Source organism: Neoroseomonas marina (assembly GCF_012927745.1).
Classification (GTDB): Bacteria; Pseudomonadota; Alphaproteobacteria; order Acetobacterales; family Acetobacteraceae; genus Neoroseomonas; species Neoroseomonas marina.
This window is the reverse complement of record NZ_JABBKX010000005.1, coordinates 319,820-341,498: the sequence shown is the minus strand read 5'-3', so window position 1 is coordinate 341,498 and position 21,679 is coordinate 319,820. Positions and strand designations below refer to the sequence as shown.

The window sequence follows — 21,679 nt, the reverse complement described above, 5'->3', positions numbered from 1 at the left end:
TGCCACTACAACAGCCTCAGGCCCCACTCTGCCCTCGGCGGAAGGCCGCCCGTCAGCCGATTAGTCAGGGACAACCTCCTTGGCAGCGACACCTAGGCCACCGTATCCGGCCGGCGGAGCGCGATGTCGTAGAGCGCTTCCCCGTTCATGCAGAAATAGGCGACTGGCCAGCCATCGGCGACGGCGAATTCGCAGACTGCCTGGTGCACGCCGAAGACGCCGAGGCCTGGGCGCACGATCCGCGCGAAATCGTTGAAGACGAGCAGCCCGCCCGGCTTCACCTGCCCCTTGGCGGCGGCAATGTCGGCGGCCACGGCCTGGTATTCGTGGTCGGCGTCGACATAGATCCAGTCGAAGGCCGGGGTTCCGGACGAGGCGAGGTAGGCCGTCGTCATCGTCTCGTGCCGATGAACGCGCGGATCGTCCAGCACGTCCTTGCGGCAATTGTCGAAGGTGATGTCGACCAGGTGCAGTTCCGCGGGCTGCACGACGTCCAGGATCGCGCGCGCGAAATCGCCGCGCCAGGTGCCGAGCTCGCACACGACCCCGCCCTTCGGCAGGCGATGCAGCATCGCGATGCGGTCGTTCAGCAGCACTGCCCCGTCGAGCTGCTGCTGCGGGATGGTCGGCGCATGGGCCGGCGCGGGCTGGAACACCAGCCGCATGAGGCGGGCGAGCGTCTTCAGCCATTCCGGCGTCAGCCGGCGGAAGAACAACTCGGCGCGGTAGAGGCTGTCGCCGCTCATGCGGTGGGCTCGGCACCCGTCGGGGCTGGCATGGGGTGAAGGCTGCTTCCTGGTTGCGCGGCCGGGTCTGTCCCGGCCGGCCAAGGGCGCCGCTTATCGCCCGCCGGCCGCCCCGCGGCTAGTCCCGCCGGCACCGGAGGCGAGGATGGAGACGAGTCGCGCGGCGAGGCCTTTCCAGTCCGCCAGGCGATGGGCGCTTTCGCGGGCGCCGGCCGCGAGGGCGGCCAGGCGCGCGGCATCGCAGGCCTCCGCCATGGCGGCGGCCAGCGCCTCGGCCGAGACGGCGCGGGCGACGAGGCCGTCCAGCCCGTCGCGCACCTGTTCCGCCAACCCGCCGACCGGGGTGACGATCGCCGGAACGCCGAGCGCGAGGGCGACCGGGACGACGCCGCTCTGGCTGGCCTCCCGGTAGGGCAGGACCGCGGCGTCGGCTGCGGCCAGCAGGCCGACGAGGTCGGCTTCCGAGAGCCAGCCCGGCCGCAGGGTGACGCCCGGCAACGCGCCGATCCCGGGGGCGAGCGCCTCCGGATCCCCTTCGCCGGCGACGAGCAGGGTTGCGTCCGGATGGTCGCGCCGCAGCAGCGGCCAGGCGTCGCGCAGCAGATCGATGCCCTTGTAGGGCAGCAGTCGGCCGAGGTGGACGAAATGCGGCCCGTCGGCCGGGGGACGTGCCGGCCGGGCGTCCGCGCCGGGCACCACCGGCGCCGGCAGCGTCAGGCGGTGCAGCGGCAGGGCGGGGCGTCGCCGCCGCAGGCCCGCGGCCACGCTGTCCGAGAAGACGATCGCCTCGGCCGCCGCGTCCAGCTCCCGGCCGAGGCGCCATTCCCACAGCGAGGCCGGGTCGCCGGGATGCGGTTCGGCGTCATGGACCATCGGCACATAGCGGAGCCCGGCCCGTTTCAGGCCGGGGGCGACCAGGGGCGTCCAGAGATGGGTCATGGTCGAGACCACCGCATCGGCCTGGACTTCCAGCGCCTGGCGCCGCAGGCGCCGTGCGAGCAGGGGCACCGCCGGCAGCCGTGCCGCGAAGCCCGCGAGGCTCGAATAGGTCCGCACCGCGTCGACCGGCAGGCCAAGCGCCTCGATCCCGTCGCGCAGCTCGCATTGCGCGGAGATTGACAGCGCGACCTCGACGTCGGGCCGCCGCGCCAGGGCGGCAGCGAGCGCCTGGGTGATCTGCGCCCCCGCTCCCCGTCGCCCCCAATACCAGAGCAGGATGCGCAATGGCGCCACCGCTCAGCCGCGCCGGCGAATGCCGGTCGCCTTCAGGGCGCGGATGACATAGTCGCGCAGCCGCCAGAAGGGGCTGCGCTTCATCGCCTCGATTTCCGCGAGCGCCCGCAGGAGCTCGCCCGAAGGACGCGCCGGCGCCGCCGTGCCCGCCTTGCCGCTGGCCCGGGCGAGCGCGGCGACGGCGAGGTCCGGGCGTTCCTGCAGCCAGGCCTGGATGCCGGACTGGTAGGTCCGGAACTCGCGCCAGCCCGGCCCCGGCTGCGGCGCGCGCCCGGCCTGCAGCGCATCGATCGTCGCGCGGAAAGCCGCCAGCGAGTCGCGCGCCTGCGCGGCCGTGGTGAACTTCGCGGCCTGGGCGACGCCTGCGGCGACGCGCGCGGCCCGCGTCGCCGGGTCCGACAGCGCCATCAGTGCATCGGCGGCGGCTTCGGCGTCGTCCGGTCCGACGAAGATCGCGGCGTCGCCGCCGACCTCGACGAGGGAGGAGTTCGGGCAGGTGATCACCGGCCCGCCGCAGGCCATCGCTTCGAGCACCGGCATGCCGAAGCCCTCGTAGCGCGACGGGTAGACCAGCGCGTGGGCCCCCGAATAAAGCCGGCGGAGCGTCGCGTCGTCCGCCTTGATGCGGTGGAAGCGGACCGAGGGGGCGGCGGCGGCGAAGGCGGGTTCGATCTCGGCCAGGCCGCCGACGCAGACCATCTCGAGCTTCAGGCCGCGCTTCGCGGCGATCTCGGCCGCGCGGAAGGCGAGGATACCGTTCTTGTAGCCGCCCGCGCCGCTGCGGTCGCCCACCATCAGGATGTAGGGGCTGCGCAGGTCGAGGCTTCGCCGCGTCTCGGTGATCTCCGCCTCGCTCGCCGGCGCGAAGCCGGGGGGCAGGCCGCAATAGGCGAGGGCGACCTCCTCTTCCCGCACCTCGGGGAACAGCTTCGCCAGGTCGCGGGCGGAGCTGTGCGAGATCATGGCATGTCCGGCGGCGTGGCGGATGGCACGCGCCTTTTCCTGCCAGCCCTCATCGGCGAGATCGACGCCGGTCATCTCCGGGATCATGTCGTAGCCGAAGAAGAAGGAAGGCGTCTCGACAGGCGTCGAATAGTAGGTCGAGACGAACAGGTCGGCGCCGAGATCGCGGCAGATGCGCTCGAGGTACAGGCTGTCCGCGCCGGTGCGGCCGTAGTCGTGGGCGGCGATGGTGCGCGTGTGCACGCCCGGGATGCGCGGCGCGGTGCCGGCGCGATCGAGCAGGATGAAATGGTCCGCGAGCCCGGCGGCCACCCATTCCTCGAGCATGGTGTGCCAGACGCGGCCGATCCCCGAAGCGAGGTATTGCCAGTAGATGCCGTCGATCAGGATGCGCGGGCGCGCCGGGACCGGCGCGCGGTCCTTCGCACCTTCGGGGGCCGCGAAGGACCAGGTGCCGGCGGCGTCCTGCCGGGCGATCGGGTCGATGCGGAAATGCGCGGCCTTGTCGAACATCGTCCGGTCGGTCACCCAGCCGAAGTAGTCGGCGAGCAGGCCCGGCTCCTCGCGCGCCAGCAGCTTGCGCCACTGCGCCGTGGCGCCCGCGTAGCCGTAGTAGGATTCCTTGAAGGCAAGCTGCGCAGTGGTGACGTAGGCGAAGTGCTGGAAGACGCAGCCGAAGGATTCGGTCTCGTCCTGCATGAACGGCTGCAGCTTCGCGATGTCGATCGGTTCGCCGCTGGCCTCGCGCGGGCGAACCAGCGTCGGCGGCTCGTGGGCGGCCCAATGGTCGCCCGGCCGGAAGCGCCAGGTGCGCAGCCACTCCACCGCCGGATTCTGCGCGTAGTTGTTGCGCGTGCTGATGACCTGGTCGGGACCGACGAAGTACCAGCACCAGTAGAAGGCGGCGCCGCGTTCCGGTTCGGCGAGGAAGCGCCGGCGCATCTCGGCGACCTGATCGACGGTCCAGAGTTCGTCGGCGTCCATCTGCCAAAGCAGACAGGCCTCGTCGATGTGGGGCAGCGGCGCGTTCACCATCTCCGTCTTGCCGTCCCAGAACTTGCCGGGCGGCTTGCGGTAGATCGTCACCTGCCCTGGGTAGCGGCGCGCGAGGTCGTCCAGGTATTCGCTGGTGCCGTCGATGCTGCGGCCGTCGCGGTGGATGTCGTCCGTGACCTTGCCGCCATGCGCCACGCTCCAGGCGGTGTCGTGGCGCAGGGCGGCGACGCCCTCGACGACGTGCCAGTGCCAGCGGAAGGGGAGCTTCGCCAGCATCGTCTCGTGATACCGGATGAACGGCTCGCCGTTCAGGACGATGGTGAAGAAGTGGATCGGCAGGTCATCGGCCTGCGGCTTGCGGCGGAAGGCGGAAAAGCCGTTTCGCAGCGTCTGGTCGTCGGCGATCATCTCGTAGTTTGGATCGAGCATCAGCTTCTGCCGAGCCCTGAAGCACTTGAACGTGTTGGTGTCGTCCAGGAGGATCAGCTTCGCGCCGAGCACCTTGGCGAGCTCGACCTCGCCGGTGAACTCCGACCCGTCGATCAACACCATGTCGAAGGCGGCGATGCCGTTCTCGGCCTTGATGCGGTCGACCGCGCCGGCCGGAACGCCCGCCTCGCGGACATAGGCGATGTCCTGCGCCCGCCAGCGCAGCACCTCATCCATCGGGAACTTCGTCAGGCCCGATGTCTCGTTCCTGTAGAAGGTGATGACATCGTCCTCGCTCGGGAACTCCTCGGGCGCGACGGACGACATGTTGTAGCAGCGCACGAAGGGCCGGTCGGCATAGGCGGCGCTCAGCACGTCGAAGCGCGGCTTCGACACCTCGATGCAATGCAGCGTCGGCTTTCCCGCGTTTTCGGCCAGGCCGGCCACGAAGGCCTCCGTGCTGCCGCCCCCCGCCGAGGAGCCGATCTCAAGGACGTGCCGCAGGCTTTCCGTCGCGGCGAGGTCGCGGATCAGCCGATAGAAGGCGTCGTCCTTGATTTCCGGCGGGATGATCCGCTCGAGGTCGGAGGTCGCCTGCGGCGTCTCTGTCGTCATGTAGCGGGTCCGCTCCAATCATGGCGGCGGGCGCGCAAACATGCGCGCCCGGACACAGTCATGTGTGGCCCGCGGCGCTAATTGACGCAATGCAGCACGTCAAGAAAAACGGTGGAGTCCCGCCGAACTGCTGCCGCATCGGCGAGTGCCCCCGAACCCGTCGCCGACGATGGCCTGGGGAGGCGCCGAGTCCGACGAGGCGCCTCTCGGAGAGGTCAGCCGGGGCCGAAGGCTCCTCCGCGAACGACAGGGCGGCGCGCCCGTTGCGCTGGAATTCGGCCAGGATCTCCTTGAGCCGCGCCGCCCGGACCTTCATGCAGGTCCTCCCACCCCCACCTCCTGTCTGGCAACCGCCGGCGACGGCCCACGCGACCCGGTCCCAGGTCGGCCTGCCGGCGTCGCGCCACGGTCGGCGGCGCGCAAGGATTCGTGATCGCATTCCGGCCGATGCGGAAAGGCCCCTTGCGGTCGGCCCGCCCGGCTGAGAAAGGGGGAGGCCCGCAAGGCCGGCCTTCAGGAGCCCAGGACCCTTTTGCCTTCCACCCCCACCACGGACTCCGGTCCGCTCGTCAGCGTCGTCACCGTCTGCCGCAACGCGGCGGCTACGCTCGAGACCTGCATCGAGAGCGTCGCGGCGCAGAGCTACGCGCCGGTCGAACACATCGTCATCGACGGGGCCTCCACCGACGGTACGCCGGACATCCTGAAGCGCCATCGGGAGCGCCTGGCCGTCGTGGTGTCCGAGCCGGATTCGGGCCTGTACGATGCCATGAACAAGGGCGTGGCGCGGGCAAGCGGGGCCTTCGTGATCTTCATGAATGCCGACGACCTGTTTGCCGGCCCGAACGCCCTGCGCGACGCCATGGCCGAGATCGCGCGCCAGCCGGACGGCGACGTCTACTACGGTTCGCTGGAGATCCGCGGCGCCGGCGCACCCTTCGTCCACACGCCGCCGCCGCCGGACCAGGCCCCCGTCGAGATGGTCCTGGGCTGCCTGCCGCATCAGGCGACGCTGGCACGGCGCGAGGTCTTCGCCCGCACGGGGCCTTTCGATCTGCGCTGGCGGCGGCACGCCGACTATGACTGGTGGTTGAAGGTCCTGTGCGACCCGACCGTCCGGCTCCGGCAGATCCCGACCGTGATCGCGTCCTTCGCGATGGGCGGCGCCTCCTCGGACCTCGCCAAGGGGCAGCCGGAAGTCTTTGCCATCCAGAACGCCTCGCCGCTCTACCGCTCGCCCGAATGGGACCGGCGCAGGATCGAGATGTTCCAGGGTGCCTGGCTCGCCGAGCGCATGGAAGCGGCCCGCCTGCGCGAAGGGCATGCCGGCGTTCCAGGCTGGAAGGCGCGGCTCGCCAGGCACCTGCCGCCCGGGATGGTGCGCGTCCTGAGGGGGCTGAAGCGGCGCGTCGGCGGATAGGGGCGTTACGCCCGGGCGCGCCACCGCGCCAGATCGACCTCGACCATCTCGGCCACCATCTCCTGCAGGGAGACTTCCGGCACCCAGCCGAGGCGTTCCTTCGCGCGGCTGGCGTCGCCCACGGTGACGTCGAGGTCGACCGGACGCAGGAAGGCCGGATCGACGCGCACATGGTCCTGGTAGTTCAGGCCGACGCAGCCGAAGGCCACCTCGCACAATTCGCGAATCGACGTCGCGCGGCCGGTGGCCACGACGTAGTCCGCCGCCTCGGCATGCTGGAGCATCAGCCACATGGCGCGGACATAGTCGCGCGAATGGCCGAAGTCGCGCCGCGCGTCGAGGTTGCCCATAGGCAATTCGGTCGCGAGGCCGAGGCTGATCCGCGCCGCGCCGTCGGTGATCTTGCGCATCACGAACTCGATGCCGCGCAACGGGCTGTCATGGTTGAACATGATGCCGTTGCAGGCGTGCAGGTCGAAGCTCTCGCGGTAGTTGACCGTCAGGTTGTGCGCGAAGACCTTGGCCGAGGCATAGGGGCTGCGCGGGTTGAGCGGCGTGTCCTCGTTCTGCGGCTTTGACCCGGCGCGGCCGAACATCTCGCTCGACCCGGCCTGGAAGAAGCGCGTGGCGGGGGAGGCGATGCGAACGGCCTCGAGCATGTTGGCCGTGCCGATCGCGGTGACCTGGGCCGTCAGCAGCGGCTGGTCCCACGACATGCGCACGAAGGACTGGGCGGCGAGGTTGTAGATCTCGTCCGGCTTGACCCTGTCCATCAGCCGAATGAGCGAGGACAGATCGATCAGGTTGCCGTCCACCATCTGGACCGCGCCGCCGCAGCCGAGACGCCGCAGGCGGTCCTGGACAGCCTCCGACCCGCCATGTCGGTGATGCAGCCCAAAGACCTCGTAACCCTTCCCGAGGAGCAGGGCCGCCAGATAAGCGCCGTCCTGACCGGTGACCCCGGTGATCAACGCGCGCGGCATGTGGTTCCGATCTCGGCTGCTTGCATCGACGGGGTCCATACACGGCATCCTGCGGCCGCGCCAAGGCACCGATGTGGCGCGGGCCCAGTCCATTGTTTCTATATCGTAATTTGAGGGGTGGCGACAGGCTTCCGGCGCCGGAGTCATGTCGCTATAGACACGCGGCCCCGGCGCCCGGTCGCGCTGCACTTGGATTGTAAGGATGCCCATGTCCGCCACCCGCAAGGTTGCCCTCATCACCGGCGTCACCGGCCAGGATGGCTCCTACCTGGCCGAGCTGCTGCTCGCGAAGGGCTACGAGGTGCACGGCATCAAGCGCCGCTCCTCCTCCTTCAACACCGCGCGGGTGGACCACCTCTATCACGACCGGCACGAGCAGGGCGTGCGCTTCTTCCTGCACTACGGCGACCTGACGGACGCGACGAACCTGATCCGCATCATGGCCCAGGTGCAGCCGACCGAGATCTATAACCTCGGCGCCCAGAGCCATGTCGCCGTGTCCTTCGAGACGCCGGAATACACCGCGAACTCGGACGCGCTCGGCACGCTGCGCCTGCTGGAAGCCATCCGCATCCTCGGCATGGAGAAGACGACGCGCTTCTACCAGGCCTCGACCTCGGAGCTCTACGGCAAGGTGCAGGCCGTACCGCAGGACGAGACGACGCCCTTCTACCCGCGCAGCCCCTACGCCGCCGCGAAGCTCTACGGCTACTGGATCGTGGTGAACTACCGCGAGGCCTACGGCATCCATGCCTCGAACGGCGTGCTGTTCAACCATGAGAGCCCGCGCCGCGGCGAGACCTTCGTCACCCGCAAGATCACCCGCGCGGTGGCGGCGATCAGCCTCGGCCAGCAGGATTGCCTGTATCTCGGCAACCTCGACGCGCAGCGCGACTGGGGCCATGCGAAGGATTTCGTCGAGGGCATGTGGCGCATCCTCCAGCAGGAGAAGGGCGACGACTACGTGCTCGCGACCGGGGTGACGCACACGGTGCGCCACTTCTGCGACCTCGCCTTCGGCGAGGCGGGCATGAGCCTCGAATGGAAGGGCAGCGGCGTCGAGGAGACCGGTGTGGACCGCGCCACCGGGCGGACCGTGGTGCGCGTCGACCCGACCTATTTCCGCCCGACCGAGGTCGACCTGCTGATCGGCAACCCGGCCAAGGCGAAGCGCGTGCTCGGCTGGTCGCATACGGTCAAGCTGCCCGAACTCGCGCAGGAGATGGTGCGGGCCGACATCGCCCTGCTGCGCGACGCCGCGCCGGCCGTCCCCGGGCAGCGGTCGAATGGCTGACGACATCTTCCCGATCGCCGGGCGACGGATCTACGTCGCCGGGCATCGCGGGATGGTGGGCTCGGCCTGCGCGCGCCGGCTCACGGCCGAGGGCGCGGAGGTCGTCACCTCCGACCGCGCGAGCGTCGACCTCCGCCGCCAGGCCGAGGTCGAGGACTTCATGGCCGAGGCGAAGCCGGATGCGGTGATCGTCGCCGCGGCCAAGGTCGGCGGCATCCTCGCCAACGACTCCTATCCGGCCGAGTTCCTCTACGACAACCTGATGATCGAATCGCACCTGATCGAGGCGTCGCATCGGGTGGGCGTGAACCGGCTGCTCTTCCTCGGGTCGTCCTGCATCTACCCGCGCGAGGCGCCGAACCCGATCAACGAGGACGCCCTGCTGACCGGGCCGCTCGAGAAGACGAACGAGTGGTACGCCATCGCGAAGATCGCCGGCATCAAGCTGTGCCAGGCCTACCGGCGGCAATACGGGCGCGACTACATCTCGGCCATGCCGTGCAACCTCTACGGGCCCGGCGACTACTTCCACCCTGAGCGCAGCCACGTGATCCCGGCCTTGCTGCAGCGCTTCCACGCGGCGGTGCAGGACGGCGCCGAGGTCGTGACCTGCTGGGGCACCGGCACGCCGCGGCGCGAGTTCCTGCATGTCGACGACCTGGCCGAGGCCTGTTCCTTCCTGCTGCGCCGCTATTCGGGGGAAGGGCACCTCAACATCGGCACGGGCACCGACATCACCATCCGCGAACTGGCCGAGACCATCGCGCGGGTGACGGGCTTCAAGGGCCGGATCGAGTGGGACACGACCAAGCCGGACGGCACCATGCTGAAGCGGATGGACGTCTCGCGCATCGCCGCGATGGGCTGGCAGGCACGCATCGGCTTCGCCGAGGGTCTGGCGCAGACCTACGACTGGTTCCTGCGGCAGTCCGACCTGCGGCGCTGAGGCCGCCGCGCGGGGCCGCGGGATGAGGATCGCCTTCTTCGGCCTTGGCTACCACGCGAGGACGGGCTCCAGCCGCTTCTTCCTCGACCTGCTCGAACGCCTGGGCGAGGTCGACACTTTCTTTGCCGAGGCGGATGTCGCCGATGTGCGCCACCGCTGTACGGGCTTCGTCGAGGACCGCTACGACGCCATCGTGATCTGGCAGCTGCACGAGGCCTTCGCCCTGCTGTCGGGTCGCCATCCCAACGTGACCTTCGCGCCGATGTACGACGCGATGGTCCGCGGTGGCGCCTTCGTCTGGAAGCCGTCCTGGAACGCGGCGAAGATCCTGTGCTTCTCTTGGGCGTTGCGCGCCGAGGTGATGCGCCGCGCGCCGCTGCATGCGCATGTGCAGTACTTTCCCGATCCGGCGCAGCATCCCACGGTCACCGACTTCGACACGCTGCGCGGCTTCCTCTGGTATCGCCGCCGCGACATCCCGCCGGAGGCGGCCTTCGCGTTGACGGAGGGGACGCCCTTCGCGAGCCTCGCCATCCATGACGCGCCGGATCCGGGGCATGAGGCGCCTTGGAAGCTGGCTGCTCCGCCCCATGTCGCGACGCTCACGCGCACGACCTGGGGCGAGGATCGCGACGCCTTCGACGCGGCGCTGCGCGGCGCGAACGTCTTCTTCGCCTCCCGCCCGCTCGAGGGCATCGGGATGTCCTTCCTCGAGGCGATGGCGGCGGGGCTCTGCGTCGTGGCGCCGGATGCACCCACGATGAACGAGGTGATCTCGCACGGCGCGAACGGGCTGCTCTATCCGCCCGGGTCGCGGACGCGGCTGGATTTCGGCGATGCGCGGCGGATCGGCGCCCGCGCCCGGGAGAGCGTCGCGGTCGGGCGGCGCCGCTTCGAGGCCGCGGTGCCGGGGCTTCTGGAGTTCGTCGCGACGCCTGCCGCCGCACTGGCGCGGACGGCGGGACGGCGAGGGATCCTTCTGCCCGCGATGCCGGCCGCGGCGGCGCCCGAGATCGGCATCGTCTGCGACGGCACGATGCCCGACACGGCCTGGATCCTCGTGTCCGCGGCGGGCGACGCCGTGGCGGAACCCGCGATGCTGGCCGCCGCGCTGGCCGGCGCCCCACCCGAAGCGGTGGCGATCCGCGGCCATCATCTGGTCCGTACCGCCGATGGCGCGGAACATCTTCGCCGCACCGCAGACATCGCGGCGGCCTGGTCGCGCGTGACGGCGGGCAGCGCCGAAGTCGCGGGGTTCGGAGCGCCCGCGGCCACGCTGCTGCGCGCCGATGCGTTACGACGGATCGGCGCATCGCCGCCCGCGACGCCGTCGGAACTCGGCGATCTGTTGCTGCGCTGGCACGACGAAGGGGCGCTCATCCACGACGCCGACGAGGTGCTCGCCACCTGCCCGGAATCCGACCACCGTGCCGGCTGGATTGCACTCGTGGAACGTCGCGCGGGCCCTGCCGCCGCCGGCCGCCTGCGCGATGCCTTCGCGGCCGCCGATACGGCCACAGCCGAGGCCGCCCGGCGCACGCGGCCCGCCCGGATCGCCTTGGACTGCGTCGCTGCGGCCGATCGCCTCTCGCCGGCCCTCGGCCGCTTGGCGGAGTCGCTGATCCTCGGCGGCGGCCTGCGGCGGCTGCGGTCCCTACTGGCCGGGAAGCGCGCGCGCGGCGAGGATGGCGCAGCATGACCGCGCCCCGCTTCACCATCGTCACGCCCTGTCTCAACCGTGCCGCGACCATCGGGGCGGCGATCGAGAGCGTCCTCGCCCAGAACCACCCCTCCGTCGAACACATCATCGTCGATGGCGGATCGACCGACGGCACGGCCGAGGTGCTGGCGCGCTACCCGCATCTGACCGTGGTGCGGGAGAAGGACCGCAACCTCTACGACGCGATCAACAAGGGACTGCGGCGCGCGACCGGCGACATCGTCGGCCTGCTGAACAGTGACGACCTCTACGCGCCGGGCGCCTTCGCCGCGGCGGAGGTCGCGCTGGCCGATCCATCCATCCAGATGGTCATCGGCGCCGCCGAATTCTTCACCGAGCGGGACGGACGCGAGGTCGTGACGCGCCACCTGTCCGGCGCCGCTGCGGTCGGGCTCACCGAAGCGAATGCGATCGGCAATGTTACGACCATGAACGCAGCCTTCTACCGGCGCCCGCTGATCGAGGCGGTGAAGGGCTTCGACGACCGGTTTCCGCTCGCCGCGGACAAGGATTTCTGGCTGCGGCTGGTGCTGCTCGCGCCGCGGCACGTCATCATCCCCGACACCGTCATCCGCTACCGCAGCCATGCCGGTTCGCTGACCTTCGCGGCAGGCGACCTGCGCGACAAGCTGTCGCGGCATCTGCTGGAGCTGGCGCGGACGCGGCTGGCGGAGACGCCGCCGGCGTCAGCCGAGCGCGCCGCCTATCGGCGCTGGCACGCCTGGGCGGTCGGCTACCGCGCCATGGTACAGGCGCGCGCCAGCGGGATTGGCACAGCGTTGCGGACGATGGCCGCGGGCTTCGCCCTGGACCCGGCCTGGCCGCTGCGCTTCCTCGCGCAGCTGCCGCGGCATTGGCGCGACCGCGCGGTGCGGCGCGAGGGCTAGAGGCCGCGCCGGGCGAGGAAGTCTTCCACCACGCCGCCGAGCGCGGGCTGCTCGACCTCCTCATAGGCATAGCGCGCGCGCACCACCGGCTTGCCCAGCCCTGGGATCACCGCGATGTCCGCCGGAGTGCCGGAGACCACGACATCCGCGTCCGACGCCGCGATGGTCGCCGCCAGCGCCGCGCGTTGCGCAGGGTCGTAGCCCATGGCTGGCAGGACGGGCCCCAGATGCGGGAAGGCGGCGTAGACTCGCGCCATCATCGGCGTCGCCGAGCGCCGGGGATCGACGATCTCCGCGACGCCGGCCGCCTGCGCCGCCGCATATCCAGCCCCCGTCGCCATGCCGCCATGGGTCAGCGTCGGTCCATCCTCGACCACCAGCACGCGCCGCCCGCGCACGGCCGCCGCATCCTCGAGCGTGATGCGGGACGCGCCGCGCAGTAGCGTTGCACCAGGGTTCAGGACGTGCGCTGCCGCGGCGACCTGCTCGACCGCCCCCGCGGGCGCCGCGTTGGCCTTCGCCACCAGAACGACGTCCGCCATTCGCAGCACCGCCTCGCCGGGGTGGTAGGCGCTTTCATGGCCCGGCCGTAGCGGGTCAACCAGCGTGATCAGCAGGTCCGGCCGGATGAAAGGGAAGTCGTTGTTGCCGCCGTCCCAGAGGATGACGTCGCTCTCGGCTTCCGCCTGGCGCAGGATGGCGGCGTAGTCGACGCCCGCATGCACCACGCCGCCGGCGGCGATGTGGGGTTCGTATTCCTCGCGTTCCTCGATGGTGCAGTCGGCGGCGTCGAGGTCGGCACGCGTCGCGAAGCGCTGCACCGCCTGGCGCGCCAGGTCGCCATAGGGCATCGGATGGCGCAGCACGCCGACGCGCAGCCCGCGCGCCTTCAGGCGGGATGCGATCCAGCGCGCGACCTGCGACTTGCCGCAGCCGGTCCGCACGGCGCAGATCGCGATCACCGGGCGACTGGAGGGGATCATCGTCGCCCTCGGCCCCGGCAGCGAGAAATCCGCCCCCGCCGCCAATGCGATGGAGGCGAGATGCATCACATGCCCATGCGGCACGTCGCTGTAGGCGAAGACCGCGTCGTCGATGCCGCGGTCGCGCAGCAGGCGGGGCAGGGTCGTTTCCTCCTCGATGGGGATGCCGGCCGGGTAGAGCGGCCCTGCGAGCGCGGCCGGATACGCCCGCCCGGCGATGTTCGGGATCTGCGTCGCGGTGAAGGCCACGACCTCCCGCGACGGATCCTCGCGGTAGACCGTGTTGAAGACGTGGAAGTCGCGCCCCGCGGCGCCGAGGATCACCACGCGCCGGCGTGTCGTTGCCCCTGCGGTCATGGCCGTCTCCTGTCCCTGTGCACAAGGTCAGCAGCCCGGTCCGCGCGCCGTCAAGCGCGGGCCCTGCCGCGCCGGCGCGGCGCATGCTATCGGCGCGGGGTCGTTGCGAGGGGAAACGCATCATGGGCGTGCTGGACGGGAAGGTCGCGCTGGTCACCGGCGCGGGGAAGAACATCGGGCGGGCCATCGCGCTGACGCTCGCGCGCGACGGCGCCACGGTGGTGGTGAACGGGCGCTCCGACCAGGCGGCGATCGAGGCCGTGGCGCAGGAGATCCGCGACGCCGGCGGCCACGCCGAGGCGATCCTCGCCGACGTTTCCGCGGCGGGCCAGGTGGCGCGCATGGCCGACCGGGTCGCCGCGTCGCTCGGTGGTGTCGACATCCTGGTCTCCAACGCCGGGCTGCGGCGGCAGACGCCGTTCCTGCAGATGAGCCTCGAGGAATGGCGGGAGATCCTCTCCGTCGCCCTCGATGGCGCCTTCATCCTGACCCGCGCCATCGTGCCGCAGATGATCGCGCGCGGCGGCGGGTCTGTCATCGCGCTCTCGGGCATCTCGACGCATGTCGGCACGCCCAACCGCGCGCATGTCTCTGCGTCCAAGGCGGGGCTCGAGGGGCTGATCCGCGCGCTGGCGGTCGAGCTCGGGCCGCAGGGCATCCGCGCCAACTGCGTCGCGCCCGGCGCGGTGGACACGGTGCGCGGCGCGAGCGCCGGCGCGATGCCGCAGACCCTCGGCCGCGACGAGGGCATCCCGATGCGCCGCAAGGCCGCGGTGCAGGAGATCGCGGACGTGGTCCGCATGCTCGCCGGGCCGGAAGGCGGATATGTCTCCGGCCAGACCATCCATGTGAATGGCGGCGCCTTCCTCGGCTGAGGAGGCGATCCCACATCACCGATGCCGCGCATTGGCCGCGGCATCGGCCGGCCACAGATAGGGGCGCCACGCCAGGGCGATGGCCACCGTCGCGACCAGTCCGATGCCTGCGAAGGCCGTCGCCGTCGCGGCGAAGCCGAACCACGCGATAAGCGGCCCGGCGCCGAGCAGTCCGACGGGCAATCCGTAGACCGCCAGCATCCGCAGCCCCATGACGCGGCCACGGAAGGCGTCCTTGGTCACGCGCAGCAGCAACACGCCCATCGGCACCATGCAGAAGCTTTGGACGAAGCCGATCGCGGCGAGCAGCACCATGCCTGCCGCCGCGTCGCGGACCTGCGCGAAGCCGAGTAGCAGCAGGAACCAGATAAGGGAGGCGGCGAGCATCGTGCGCGCGGGAGGAAAGGCGCCGCCGCGGGCGCTCAGCACCATCGATCCGATCAGCGCCCCTGTCGCGAAGACGGCGATCAGCCGCCCGAGCCCGCCCTGGTCCATGCCATAGATGTCGCGCGCGACGTGGGGCAGCAGCCCGCCCGTCAGCGGATAGGCGAGGAAGTTCGCGAGGAAGGCGAGGCACATGGCGGCGAGCAACGCCGGTGCCGCGCGCACATAGGCGGCACCATCCAGCACGTCGCGCCAGACGCGCGTCGCCGGTGCGGCCTCCACGGGAACGTGGATGCGCGACTCCTCGATGCCCGTCATCAGCAGAAGGCTCGTCAGGTAGAGGCCCGCCACGACCAGATAGGCTGGCCCGACGCCAAGGGCCGCGACCAGCGCTGCGCCGGTCAAGGCCCCGACGATGCGGGCCGTGTCCGCGCTCATGCGCTCGATGCCCATCGCACCCATCAGGTAGGGCGCGGGCATGGTCGCGCCGATCAGCGCGTTGCGCATGCCGATATCCGAAGGCCGCACCAGCCCGGCGAGTAGTGCCACAACGAAGATCGCCGCGATGCCCAGCATGCCCGTCATCGCCAGGCCCGCGAGCGTCAGCGCCAATGTCAGGTAGGTCGCGCGCATGGCGATCAGCACCCGCCGATGCCCGAGCCGGTCGCCCATCACGCCGAACATCGGGGAGATGAGCGTGCCGACGAACTGCAGGGCGCCGAACAGCGTCAGGACCACAACCGATCCCGTCTTCGCCAGGACGTACCAGGCGAGGATCAGGGTCTCCATCTCGAAGGCCCAGGACGTGGCGAGGTCTGCGGGCCATTGGAAGCGGAAGCTGCGCTGGCGGAAAGGCGCGAGAACGGCGGCGCGCGGTACGGTGCTCACCTGGCCTGGCCGGCGGACATGGATCGACTTCCCCCTGGGCACCGTTCCGGTACCCGAGGCGAGTATGGGGCAGTGATGCGCGCCGGCGAAGTCCCGCGCCCCCATGTTGCGGCGCATCACGGTCGGAGCCTAGTATTCCCACCCATCAGGGAGACGAGCATGCTGACCAGCCTGACGGGGCTCGACCACCTCGTCGTCGCCGTGCGTGACCTCGATGCCGCGGCCGCCGCCTGGGCGGCGCTCGGCTTCACCTTGTCGCCGCGCGGCCTGCACAGCGCGCATATCGGCAGCGCCAACTACACCATGATGTTCGGGGAGGATTACCTCGAACTGCTCGGCGTGGTGGCGCCGACGCCGCACAATCAGGCGCTGCGGGATTTCGTGGCACGGCGCGAAGGACTCGATCGCGCGGCCTTCACGACCACCGACGCCGCCGCGGGCGTCTCTGCCCTGCGCGCGCGCGGCGTGGACGCCATCGGTCCCGTCGATTTCGGCCGTCCTGTCCCGTTGCCGGACGGCAGCGAGACCGAGGCGCGTTTCACCGTGTTCCGCTGGCCGCCGACCCAGCGCGTCGGGGGCCTCGGCATCTTCGCCTGCCAGCACCACACACGCGATGCGGTGTGGGTTCCGTCGCTGCAGGCGCATCCAAACGGCGTGACGCGCATCCGTCGCGTGCTGGTCGCGACGGACGATCCCGTGGCTGCGGCTGCCGGCCTTGCGGATGCCATCGAAGGCGGTGTCCGGACGGACGGCGCTTTCCGGGTCGTCGACACCGGCCCGGGTCGCGGCTCGATCGGCTTCGCACCGCGCGCCGCGATCGCGACCCTTGCCGGCTGCGCCGAGGATGCGCTGCCGCGCGAAGGCGGGGCGGCGATGGTGCTCGGCTCGACCAGGCCCCGTCCGCCCGGCTTCGCCACCGGCGTTGCCGTCATCTTCGAACCCGCCTGATCCCGCGCCAGGAGAACGAGAATGTCCGAACCGACCCGCCGCGAGATGCTGCTTCTCGGCGCCACGGCCATGCTGCCGGTGCCTGTCGCCGCGCAGGAGACACCGCGACGCGGGGGCGCGCTGACGGTGCATTTCGCGACCGAGCAGCGCATCCTCAATCCGTCCCTGCAGGCCTCGACCGGCGTCTACATCGTCGGCGGCAAGATCCAGGAGGCGCTGCTCGACCTCGACGCGCAGGGCAATCCGGTCGGCGTGCTGGCCGAGTCCTGGGAGTCCGCGCCGGACGGCCTGACCCATACCTTCCGCCTGCGCCGCGGGGTGAGCTGGCATGACGGCAAGCCCTTCACCTCCGCCGACGTGCAGTTCACGGCGATGGAGATGTGGAAGAAGATCCTCAACTACGGGACGACGCTGCAGCAGTTCCTGACCGAGGTGCAGACACCCGACCCGCACACGGCCGTCTTCAAGTACGAGAAGCCGATGCCGCAGGGCCTGCTGCTGCGCGCGCTGCCCGATCTCGGCTACGTCTCTCCCAAGCATGTGTTCGAGACCGGCGACATCCGGCAGAACCCGGCCAACACCGCGCCGATCGGCACCGGCCCGTTCAAGTTCGTCCAGTACGAGCGCGGGCAGTTCATCATCGCCGACCGCAATCCGAACTACTGGCGCGACAACATGCCCTACCTGGACCGCGTGGTCTGGCGGGTGGTCAGCGACCGTGCCGCGGCGGCGGCGCAGCTGGAATCCGGGCAGATCCTGTTCAGCCCCTATTCCTCGCTGTCCATCGCCGACCTGCAGCGCCTGGGCCGCGACCCGCGCTTCGAGGCGACGACGCGCGGCAACGAGGGCAATGTCCGCACCAACACGCTCGAGTTCAATTTCCGCAACCCCGTGCTGGCCGATATCCGCGTGCGCAAGGCGATCGCGCATTCGCTGAACGTGCCCTTCTTCATCGAGAACTTCCTCGGGCCCTTCGCGAAGCCGGGCACCGGACCGATCCCCTCCGTGTCGACCGACTACTACCCGACCGCGCCGATGCCGCAGTACGGTTACGACGTCGCTCTGGCGAACCGGCTGCTCGACGAGGCCGGCCAGCGACGCGGTGCCGGCGGCGTGCGCTTCAGCGTGCGCCTGCTGCCCGCGCCCTGGGGCGAGGACATCGCCCTCTGGGCGACCTTCATCCAGCAATCGCTGCAGCAGGTCGGCATTCGCGTCGAGATCGTTCGCAACGACGCCGCCGGCTTCCTGCGCAGCGTCTACAACGACTGGAATTTCGATCTCGCCTCCGGCTGGCATCAGTACCGCAGCGATCCCGCGGTCAGCACGACAGTTTGGTACCGCTCCGGCAGTCCGCGCGGCGCCCCCTGGACCAACCAGTGGGGCTGGAAGGACGACCGTATCGACGGAATCATCGACGCCGCGGCGACCGAGGTCGATCCGGTGAAGCGCAAGGCGCTCTACGCGGACTTCGTGCGCTCGGCGCAGACCGAGCTCCCGCTGTGGATGCCGATCGAGCAGATCTTCGTCTCGGTCTTCAACCGGCGAATCCGCAATGCCGGCAACAACCCGCGCTGGGCGTCCTCGACCTGGCACGACACCTGGCTGGCCTCGTGACGCCTTGAGGGTCCTGCAGCTTGCGCTGAGGCGGCTCGCCGCCTCGCTGCCCACGCTCCTCCTCATCCTGGTCGGGCTGTTCCTGCTGCTGCAGCTCGCCCCGGGCGACACGGTCGATGCGCTGATGGCGCAGATGGGCGGCGGGGACCAGGCCCTGGCGGAGGAACTGCGTCGCTTCTACGGCCTCGATGTCGGGATCGCGGCGCAGCTCGGGCGCTACCTGATGCGGCTGGTGACGCTCGACCTCGGCTTCTCCTCGATCTACGGCAAGCCGGTGGCGACCGTGATCCTCGAGCGCCTGCCGGCGACGCTGCTGCTGATGGTCTCGGCGCTGTCCTTCGCCTTCTTCTTCGGGCTCGTGCTCGGCGTGGTGGCGGCGCGGCGGGTGAACAAGTGGCCGGATACGCTGATCTCCACGCTGGGGCTGGTGTTCTACGCGACGCCCTCCTTCTGGTTCGGGCTGATGGCGATCGTGCTGTTCAGCGTCTACCTGCAATGGCTGCCGGCGGGCGGCTTCGGGGACATCACCCAGAACCTGACCGGCATTGCCGCCGTGCTCGACATCGCGCGCTACCTGGTGCTGCCGACGCTCACGCTGGGGCTGATCTTCCTTGCCATCTACCTGCGCATCATGCGGGCTTCGATGCTCGAGGTGCTGTCGCTGGACTTCGTGCGCACGGCACGGGCGAAGGGGCTGAGCGAGACGCGGGTCGTGGCTCGCCACGTCCTGCGCAACGCCATGCTGCCGATGGTGACGCTGATCGGGCTCCAGGCCGGCACGATGCTCGGCGGGTCGGTGGTGGTGGAGAGCGTCTTCGCGCTGCCGGGTCTCGGCCGGCTTGCCTATGAGAGCGTCGTGCAGCGCGACCTCAACACGCTGCTCGGCATCGCCTTCATCTCGGCGGTGCTGGTCATCTGCATCAACTTCCTCGTCGACATCCTCTATGCGCGGCTCGATCCGCGGATCTCGGCGGGGTCCTGATGCGGGCGCTGAAAGCCTATGGCCGAAGCCCGGCGGCGCTCATCGGCACCGCGATCCTGCTCGCTGTGGTCGTCATGGGCGTGGGGGCGAGCTGGTTCTATCCCGATGACCCGCTGGGCCTCGCCGGCCGGCCGCTGCAATGGCCGGGGGCCAATCCGCGGTTTCCGCTGGGCACAGATCCCTCGGGCCGGGACATCGCGGCGCAGTTGTTCCATGGCGCCCGCGTGTCCCTGCTGATCGGTTTCGTCGCGACCTCCATCGCGGTGATGATCGGCATCGCCATCGGCGCGCTGGCCGGCTTCTATGGCGGGATGACGGATACGGCGCTGATGCGCGTCACGGAGGCTTTCCAGACCCTGCCCAATTTCCTGCTGTTGCTTGTCCTCGTCGCGGTGTTCGGCTCGACCATCGAGACGGTGACGATCGCCATCGGCCTCGTCTCCTGGCCACCGGTCGCGCGGCTGACGCGGGCGGAGTTCCTCACCCTGCGCACGCGGGACTTCGTGCAGGCCTGCCGCGTGCAGGGTCTGTCCGACCTTCACCTGATCGTGCGGGAGGTGCTGCCGAACGCGCTGCCGCCGGTGATCGTCTATGCCTCGGTCGTCATGGCGGTGGCGATCCTGCTCGAGAGCGCACTGGCTTTCCTGCAGCTCTCCGATCCCAACGTGCCGTCCTGGGGGAACCTCATCGGCCTCGGGCGCAACGTGCTGCGGACGGAGTGGTACGTCTCGGCCATTCCGGGTGTCGCGATCCTGCTGACCATCCTCGGCGTGTCGCTGGTGGGGCAGGGGCTCAACGACGCGCTGAACCCGCGCCTGGCGGCCAGCCGATGACGCGGCTCGCCGTCGAGGGGCTGACCATCCGCCTGCCGCGCGGGGCGGACCGCGAATTCGCGATCGAGAATGTCTCGCTCAGCGTCGCCTCGGGCGAGATTCTCTGCGTGGTGGGGGAGAGCGGGTCGGGCAAGTCGGTCACCGCCTCCGCCGTGATGGGGCTGCTGGCGCCGGGCCTGTCCATCGCAAGCGGCCGCATGGCGCTGGCGGGCGAGGATCTCTGCACCAAATCGCCGGAGGAATGGCGCGCCATCCGCGGCCGCCGCGTCGCGATGGTGTTCCAGGAGCCGATGACGGCGCTGAACCCGCTGATGACGGTCGGCGCGCAGCTCGAGGAGATGTGGCGCGTCCATCTTGGCCTTGATGCGCGGGAGGCGCAGCGCCGTGCCGTCGCTGCGCTGCGCGAGGTGAACCTGCCGGATCCTGAGGGCGCGGTGCGTGCCTATCCGCATGAACTGTCGGGCGGGCAGCGGCAGCGCGTGATGATCGCCATGGCGCTCGCGCTGGAACCGGAAGTGCTGATCTGCGACGAGCCGACCACCGCGCTCGACGTCACGACCCAGGCGCAGGTGCTGGCGCTCATCAAGGACCTGCAGAAGCGCCATGGCACGGCGGTCATGTTCATCACGCATGATTTCGGCGTGGTGGCGGAGATCGCGGATCGCGTCGCGGTCATGCGGCTCGGTCATGTGGTGGAGGAAGGGACCACGCGGGAGGTGCTGACCTCCCCGCAGCATGAATATACCCGTGCGCTGCTCGCCGCCGTGCCGGGGCTGCATGCGCCGGAACCGCGCGACCTCTCGCCCGACACGGTGCTCGAGGTCCGTGGTCTGACCAAGACCTACGCCTCGCGCGGCGTGTTCCGCCGCCGCAAGCCGGTGCGGGCGCTGGACGACGTGTCCGTGGCGCTGAAGCGCGGTTCGACGCTCGCGATCGTGGGCGAAAGCGGATCCGGGAAGTCGACTCTGGCGCGCTGCGTCGTCGGGCTGCTCGGATCCGATGGCGGGGAGATCGTGGTCGGCGGGGCGCCGCTGCCGAAGCGCCGGCGTGATGCCGCGCGCCTGGTGCAGATGGTATTCCAGGATCCCTATGCCTCGCTGAATCCGCGACGGAAGGTGGGGGCGCAGGTCGCGCAGGGCCCGATCGCCGCGGGCACGCCGTCCGCGCAGGCGATGGCGGAGGCCCGAGAGCTGTTCTGCACCGTGGGCCTCGACCCGGATGCGGTGGATCGCTTTCCACATGAATTCTCCGGCGGCCAACGCCAGCGAATCGGCATCGCCCGGGCGCTCGCGATGAAGCCGGAAGTGCTAGTGGCGGACGAGCCCGTCTCGGCCCTCGACGTCAGCGTGCAGGCGCAGGTGCTGGCGCTGCTGCGCGAGTTGCAGGATCGGCTCGGCCTCTCGATCCTCTTCATCACGCATGATCTGCGCGTCGCCGCGCAGCTCTGCGACGAGGTCGCGGTCATGCGCAACGGCGTGGTCGAGGAAGCGGGGCGGATCGGCGAGGTCTTCGCCGCCCCGCGCAGCGTCTATACGCGCAGCCTGATCGAGGCGATCCCCGGCCGCGCGCTGTTCGGGACCTGA

General features: G+C 70.3%; 17 protein-coding genes. 11 read left to right on the top strand and 6 right to left on the bottom strand.

Annotated features, from left to right (window positions below):
- Positions 1-92 precede the first annotated feature (92 nt).
- The 3 genes from GWK16_RS16570 to GWK16_RS16560 form a co-directional block, all read right to left on the bottom strand.
- Positions 93-746: a class I SAM-dependent methyltransferase gene (locus GWK16_RS16570; RefSeq protein WP_170055071.1), complete on the bottom strand. Its 654-nt coding sequence runs from the start codon at positions 744-746 to the stop codon at positions 93-95.
- Between the two features lie 93 nt (positions 747-839).
- Entirely contained in the window at positions 840-1,970 is a 1,131-nt protein-coding gene (locus tag GWK16_RS16565) for a glycosyltransferase (protein ID WP_170055070.1), read from the bottom strand.
- Positions 1,971-1,982: 12 nt separating this feature from the next.
- A complete protein-coding gene (locus GWK16_RS16560) occupies positions 1,983-4,982 on the bottom strand; it encodes a glycosyltransferase (RefSeq protein ID WP_170055069.1) in 3,000 nt (999 codons plus the stop codon).
- A 532-nt stretch (positions 4,983-5,514) separates the two neighbouring features.
- Between GWK16_RS16560 and GWK16_RS16555 the strand changes: the two genes are divergently transcribed.
- A complete protein-coding gene (locus GWK16_RS16555; protein ID WP_170055068.1) occupies positions 5,515-6,402 on the top strand; it encodes a glycosyltransferase family 2 protein in 888 nt (295 codons plus the stop codon).
- Between the two features lie 5 nt (positions 6,403-6,407).
- On the opposite strand, the gene GWK16_RS16550 is transcribed toward GWK16_RS16555, so the two are convergent.
- Positions 6,408-7,385 carry a GDP-mannose 4,6-dehydratase gene (locus tag GWK16_RS16550; protein ID WP_170055067.1) on the bottom strand — a complete coding sequence of 326 codons (978 nt, stop codon included), beginning with the start codon at positions 7,383-7,385 and terminating at the stop codon, positions 6,408-6,410.
- Between the two features lie 208 nt (positions 7,386-7,593).
- Between GWK16_RS16550 and gmd the strand changes: the two genes are divergently transcribed.
- Genes gmd through GWK16_RS16530 form a run of 4 tightly spaced genes read left to right on the top strand, consistent with a single transcriptional unit; the run spans position 7,594 to position 12,232 of the window.
- Positions 7,594-8,679 carry a GDP-mannose 4,6-dehydratase gene (gmd, locus tag GWK16_RS16545; RefSeq protein ID WP_170055066.1) on the top strand — a complete coding sequence of 362 codons (1,086 nt, stop codon included), beginning with the start codon at positions 7,594-7,596 and terminating at the stop codon, positions 8,677-8,679.
- The gene (fcl, locus tag GWK16_RS16540) at positions 8,672-9,625 is read left to right on the top strand and encodes a GDP-L-fucose synthase (RefSeq protein WP_211187478.1); all 954 of its coding nucleotides are present in this window, start codon (positions 8,672-8,674) and stop codon (positions 9,623-9,625) included. The genes gmd and fcl overlap by 8 nt, the downstream gene beginning before the upstream one ends.
- 22 nt (positions 9,626-9,647) lie before the next feature.
- Entirely contained in the window at positions 9,648-11,324 is a 1,677-nt protein-coding gene (locus GWK16_RS16535; RefSeq protein ID WP_170055065.1) for a glycosyltransferase, read from the top strand.
- Positions 11,321-12,232, top strand: coding sequence for a glycosyltransferase family 2 protein (locus GWK16_RS16530; RefSeq protein WP_170055064.1), 912 nt, complete (start codon positions 11,321-11,323; stop codon positions 12,230-12,232). The genes GWK16_RS16535 and GWK16_RS16530 overlap by 4 nt, the downstream gene beginning before the upstream one ends.
- Here GWK16_RS16530 and GWK16_RS16525 read toward each other — a convergent pair.
- A complete protein-coding gene (locus tag GWK16_RS16525; RefSeq protein ID WP_170055063.1) occupies positions 12,229-13,572 on the bottom strand; it encodes a GTPase in 1,344 nt (447 codons plus the stop codon). The two genes, GWK16_RS16530 and GWK16_RS16525, sit on opposite strands and share 4 nt — an antisense overlap.
- A gap of 122 nt (positions 13,573-13,694) precedes the next feature.
- On the opposite strand from GWK16_RS16525, the gene GWK16_RS16520 reads away from it, so the two are divergent.
- Positions 13,695-14,447, top strand: coding sequence for an SDR family NAD(P)-dependent oxidoreductase (locus GWK16_RS16520; RefSeq protein WP_170055062.1), 753 nt, complete (start codon positions 13,695-13,697; stop codon positions 14,445-14,447).
- Between the two features lie 15 nt (positions 14,448-14,462).
- Here the strand turns inward: GWK16_RS16520 and GWK16_RS16515 are convergent, their stop codons facing one another.
- Positions 14,463-15,836 (bottom strand): MFS transporter, encoded by a 1,374-nt coding sequence (locus tag GWK16_RS16515; protein WP_248291425.1) that lies wholly within the window; start codon positions 15,834-15,836, stop codon positions 14,463-14,465.
- A 42-nt stretch (positions 15,837-15,878) separates the two neighbouring features.
- Here GWK16_RS16515 and GWK16_RS16510 point away from each other — a divergent pair, with 42 nt between their 5' ends.
- The 5 genes from GWK16_RS16510 to GWK16_RS16490 are packed head-to-tail and all read left to right on the top strand — an operon-like array spanning position 15,879 to position 21,679.
- A complete protein-coding gene (locus tag GWK16_RS16510) occupies positions 15,879-16,667 on the top strand; it encodes a VOC family protein (protein WP_170055061.1) in 789 nt (262 codons plus the stop codon).
- Positions 16,668-16,688: 21 nt separating this feature from the next.
- Positions 16,689-18,281 (top strand): ABC transporter substrate-binding protein, encoded by a 1,593-nt coding sequence (locus GWK16_RS16505; protein ID WP_170055060.1) that lies wholly within the window; start codon positions 16,689-16,691, stop codon positions 18,279-18,281.
- Between the two features lie 4 nt (positions 18,282-18,285).
- On the top strand, positions 18,286-19,263 hold the full coding sequence (locus GWK16_RS16500; protein ID WP_170055059.1) for an ABC transporter permease: 978 nt from the start codon (positions 18,286-18,288) through the stop codon (positions 19,261-19,263).
- Positions 19,263-20,096 carry an ABC transporter permease gene (locus tag GWK16_RS16495; RefSeq protein ID WP_170055058.1) on the top strand — a complete coding sequence of 278 codons (834 nt, stop codon included), beginning with the start codon at positions 19,263-19,265 and terminating at the stop codon, positions 20,094-20,096. The genes GWK16_RS16500 and GWK16_RS16495 overlap by 1 nt, the downstream gene beginning before the upstream one ends.
- Complete coding sequence (locus GWK16_RS16490; protein WP_170055057.1) at positions 20,093-21,679, top strand: ABC transporter ATP-binding protein; 1,587 nt, start codon at positions 20,093-20,095, stop codon at positions 21,677-21,679. Before GWK16_RS16495 ends, GWK16_RS16490 begins: the two co-directional genes overlap by 4 nt.

Coding starts and splice junctions, on each gene's coding strand:
- GWK16_RS16570 (WP_170055071.1), bottom strand. CDS start 746: ATGAGCGGCGACAGCCTCTACCGCGCCGAGTTGTTCTTCCGCCGGCTG.
- GWK16_RS16560 (WP_170055069.1), bottom strand. CDS start 4,982: ATGACGACAGAGACGCCGCAGGCGACCTCCGACCTCGAGCGGATCATC.
- GWK16_RS16550 (WP_170055067.1), bottom strand. CDS start 7,385: ATGCCGCGCGCGTTGATCACCGGGGTCACCGGTCAGGACGGCGCTTAT.
- gmd (WP_170055066.1), top strand. CDS start 7,594: ATGTCCGCCACCCGCAAGGTTGCCCTCATCACCGGCGTCACCGGCCAG.
- fcl (WP_211187478.1), top strand. CDS start 8,672: ATGGCTGACGACATCTTCCCGATCGCCGGGCGACGGATCTACGTCGCC.
- GWK16_RS16535 (WP_170055065.1), top strand. CDS start 9,648: ATGAGGATCGCCTTCTTCGGCCTTGGCTACCACGCGAGGACGGGCTCC.
- GWK16_RS16530 (WP_170055064.1), top strand. CDS start 11,321: ATGACCGCGCCCCGCTTCACCATCGTCACGCCCTGTCTCAACCGTGCC.
- GWK16_RS16525 (WP_170055063.1), bottom strand. CDS start 13,572: ATGACCGCAGGGGCAACGACACGCCGGCGCGTGGTGATCCTCGGCGCC.
- GWK16_RS16520 (WP_170055062.1), top strand. CDS start 13,695: ATGGGCGTGCTGGACGGGAAGGTCGCGCTGGTCACCGGCGCGGGGAAG.
- GWK16_RS16515 (WP_248291425.1), bottom strand. CDS start 15,836: ATGCGCCGCAACATGGGGGCGCGGGACTTCGCCGGCGCGCATCACTGC.
- GWK16_RS16510 (WP_170055061.1), top strand. CDS start 15,879: ATGCTGACCAGCCTGACGGGGCTCGACCACCTCGTCGTCGCCGTGCGT.
- GWK16_RS16505 (WP_170055060.1), top strand. CDS start 16,689: ATGTCCGAACCGACCCGCCGCGAGATGCTGCTTCTCGGCGCCACGGCC.
- GWK16_RS16495 (WP_170055058.1), top strand. CDS start 19,263: ATGCGGGCGCTGAAAGCCTATGGCCGAAGCCCGGCGGCGCTCATCGGC.
- GWK16_RS16490 (WP_170055057.1), top strand. CDS start 20,093: ATGACGCGGCTCGCCGTCGAGGGGCTGACCATCCGCCTGCCGCGCGGG.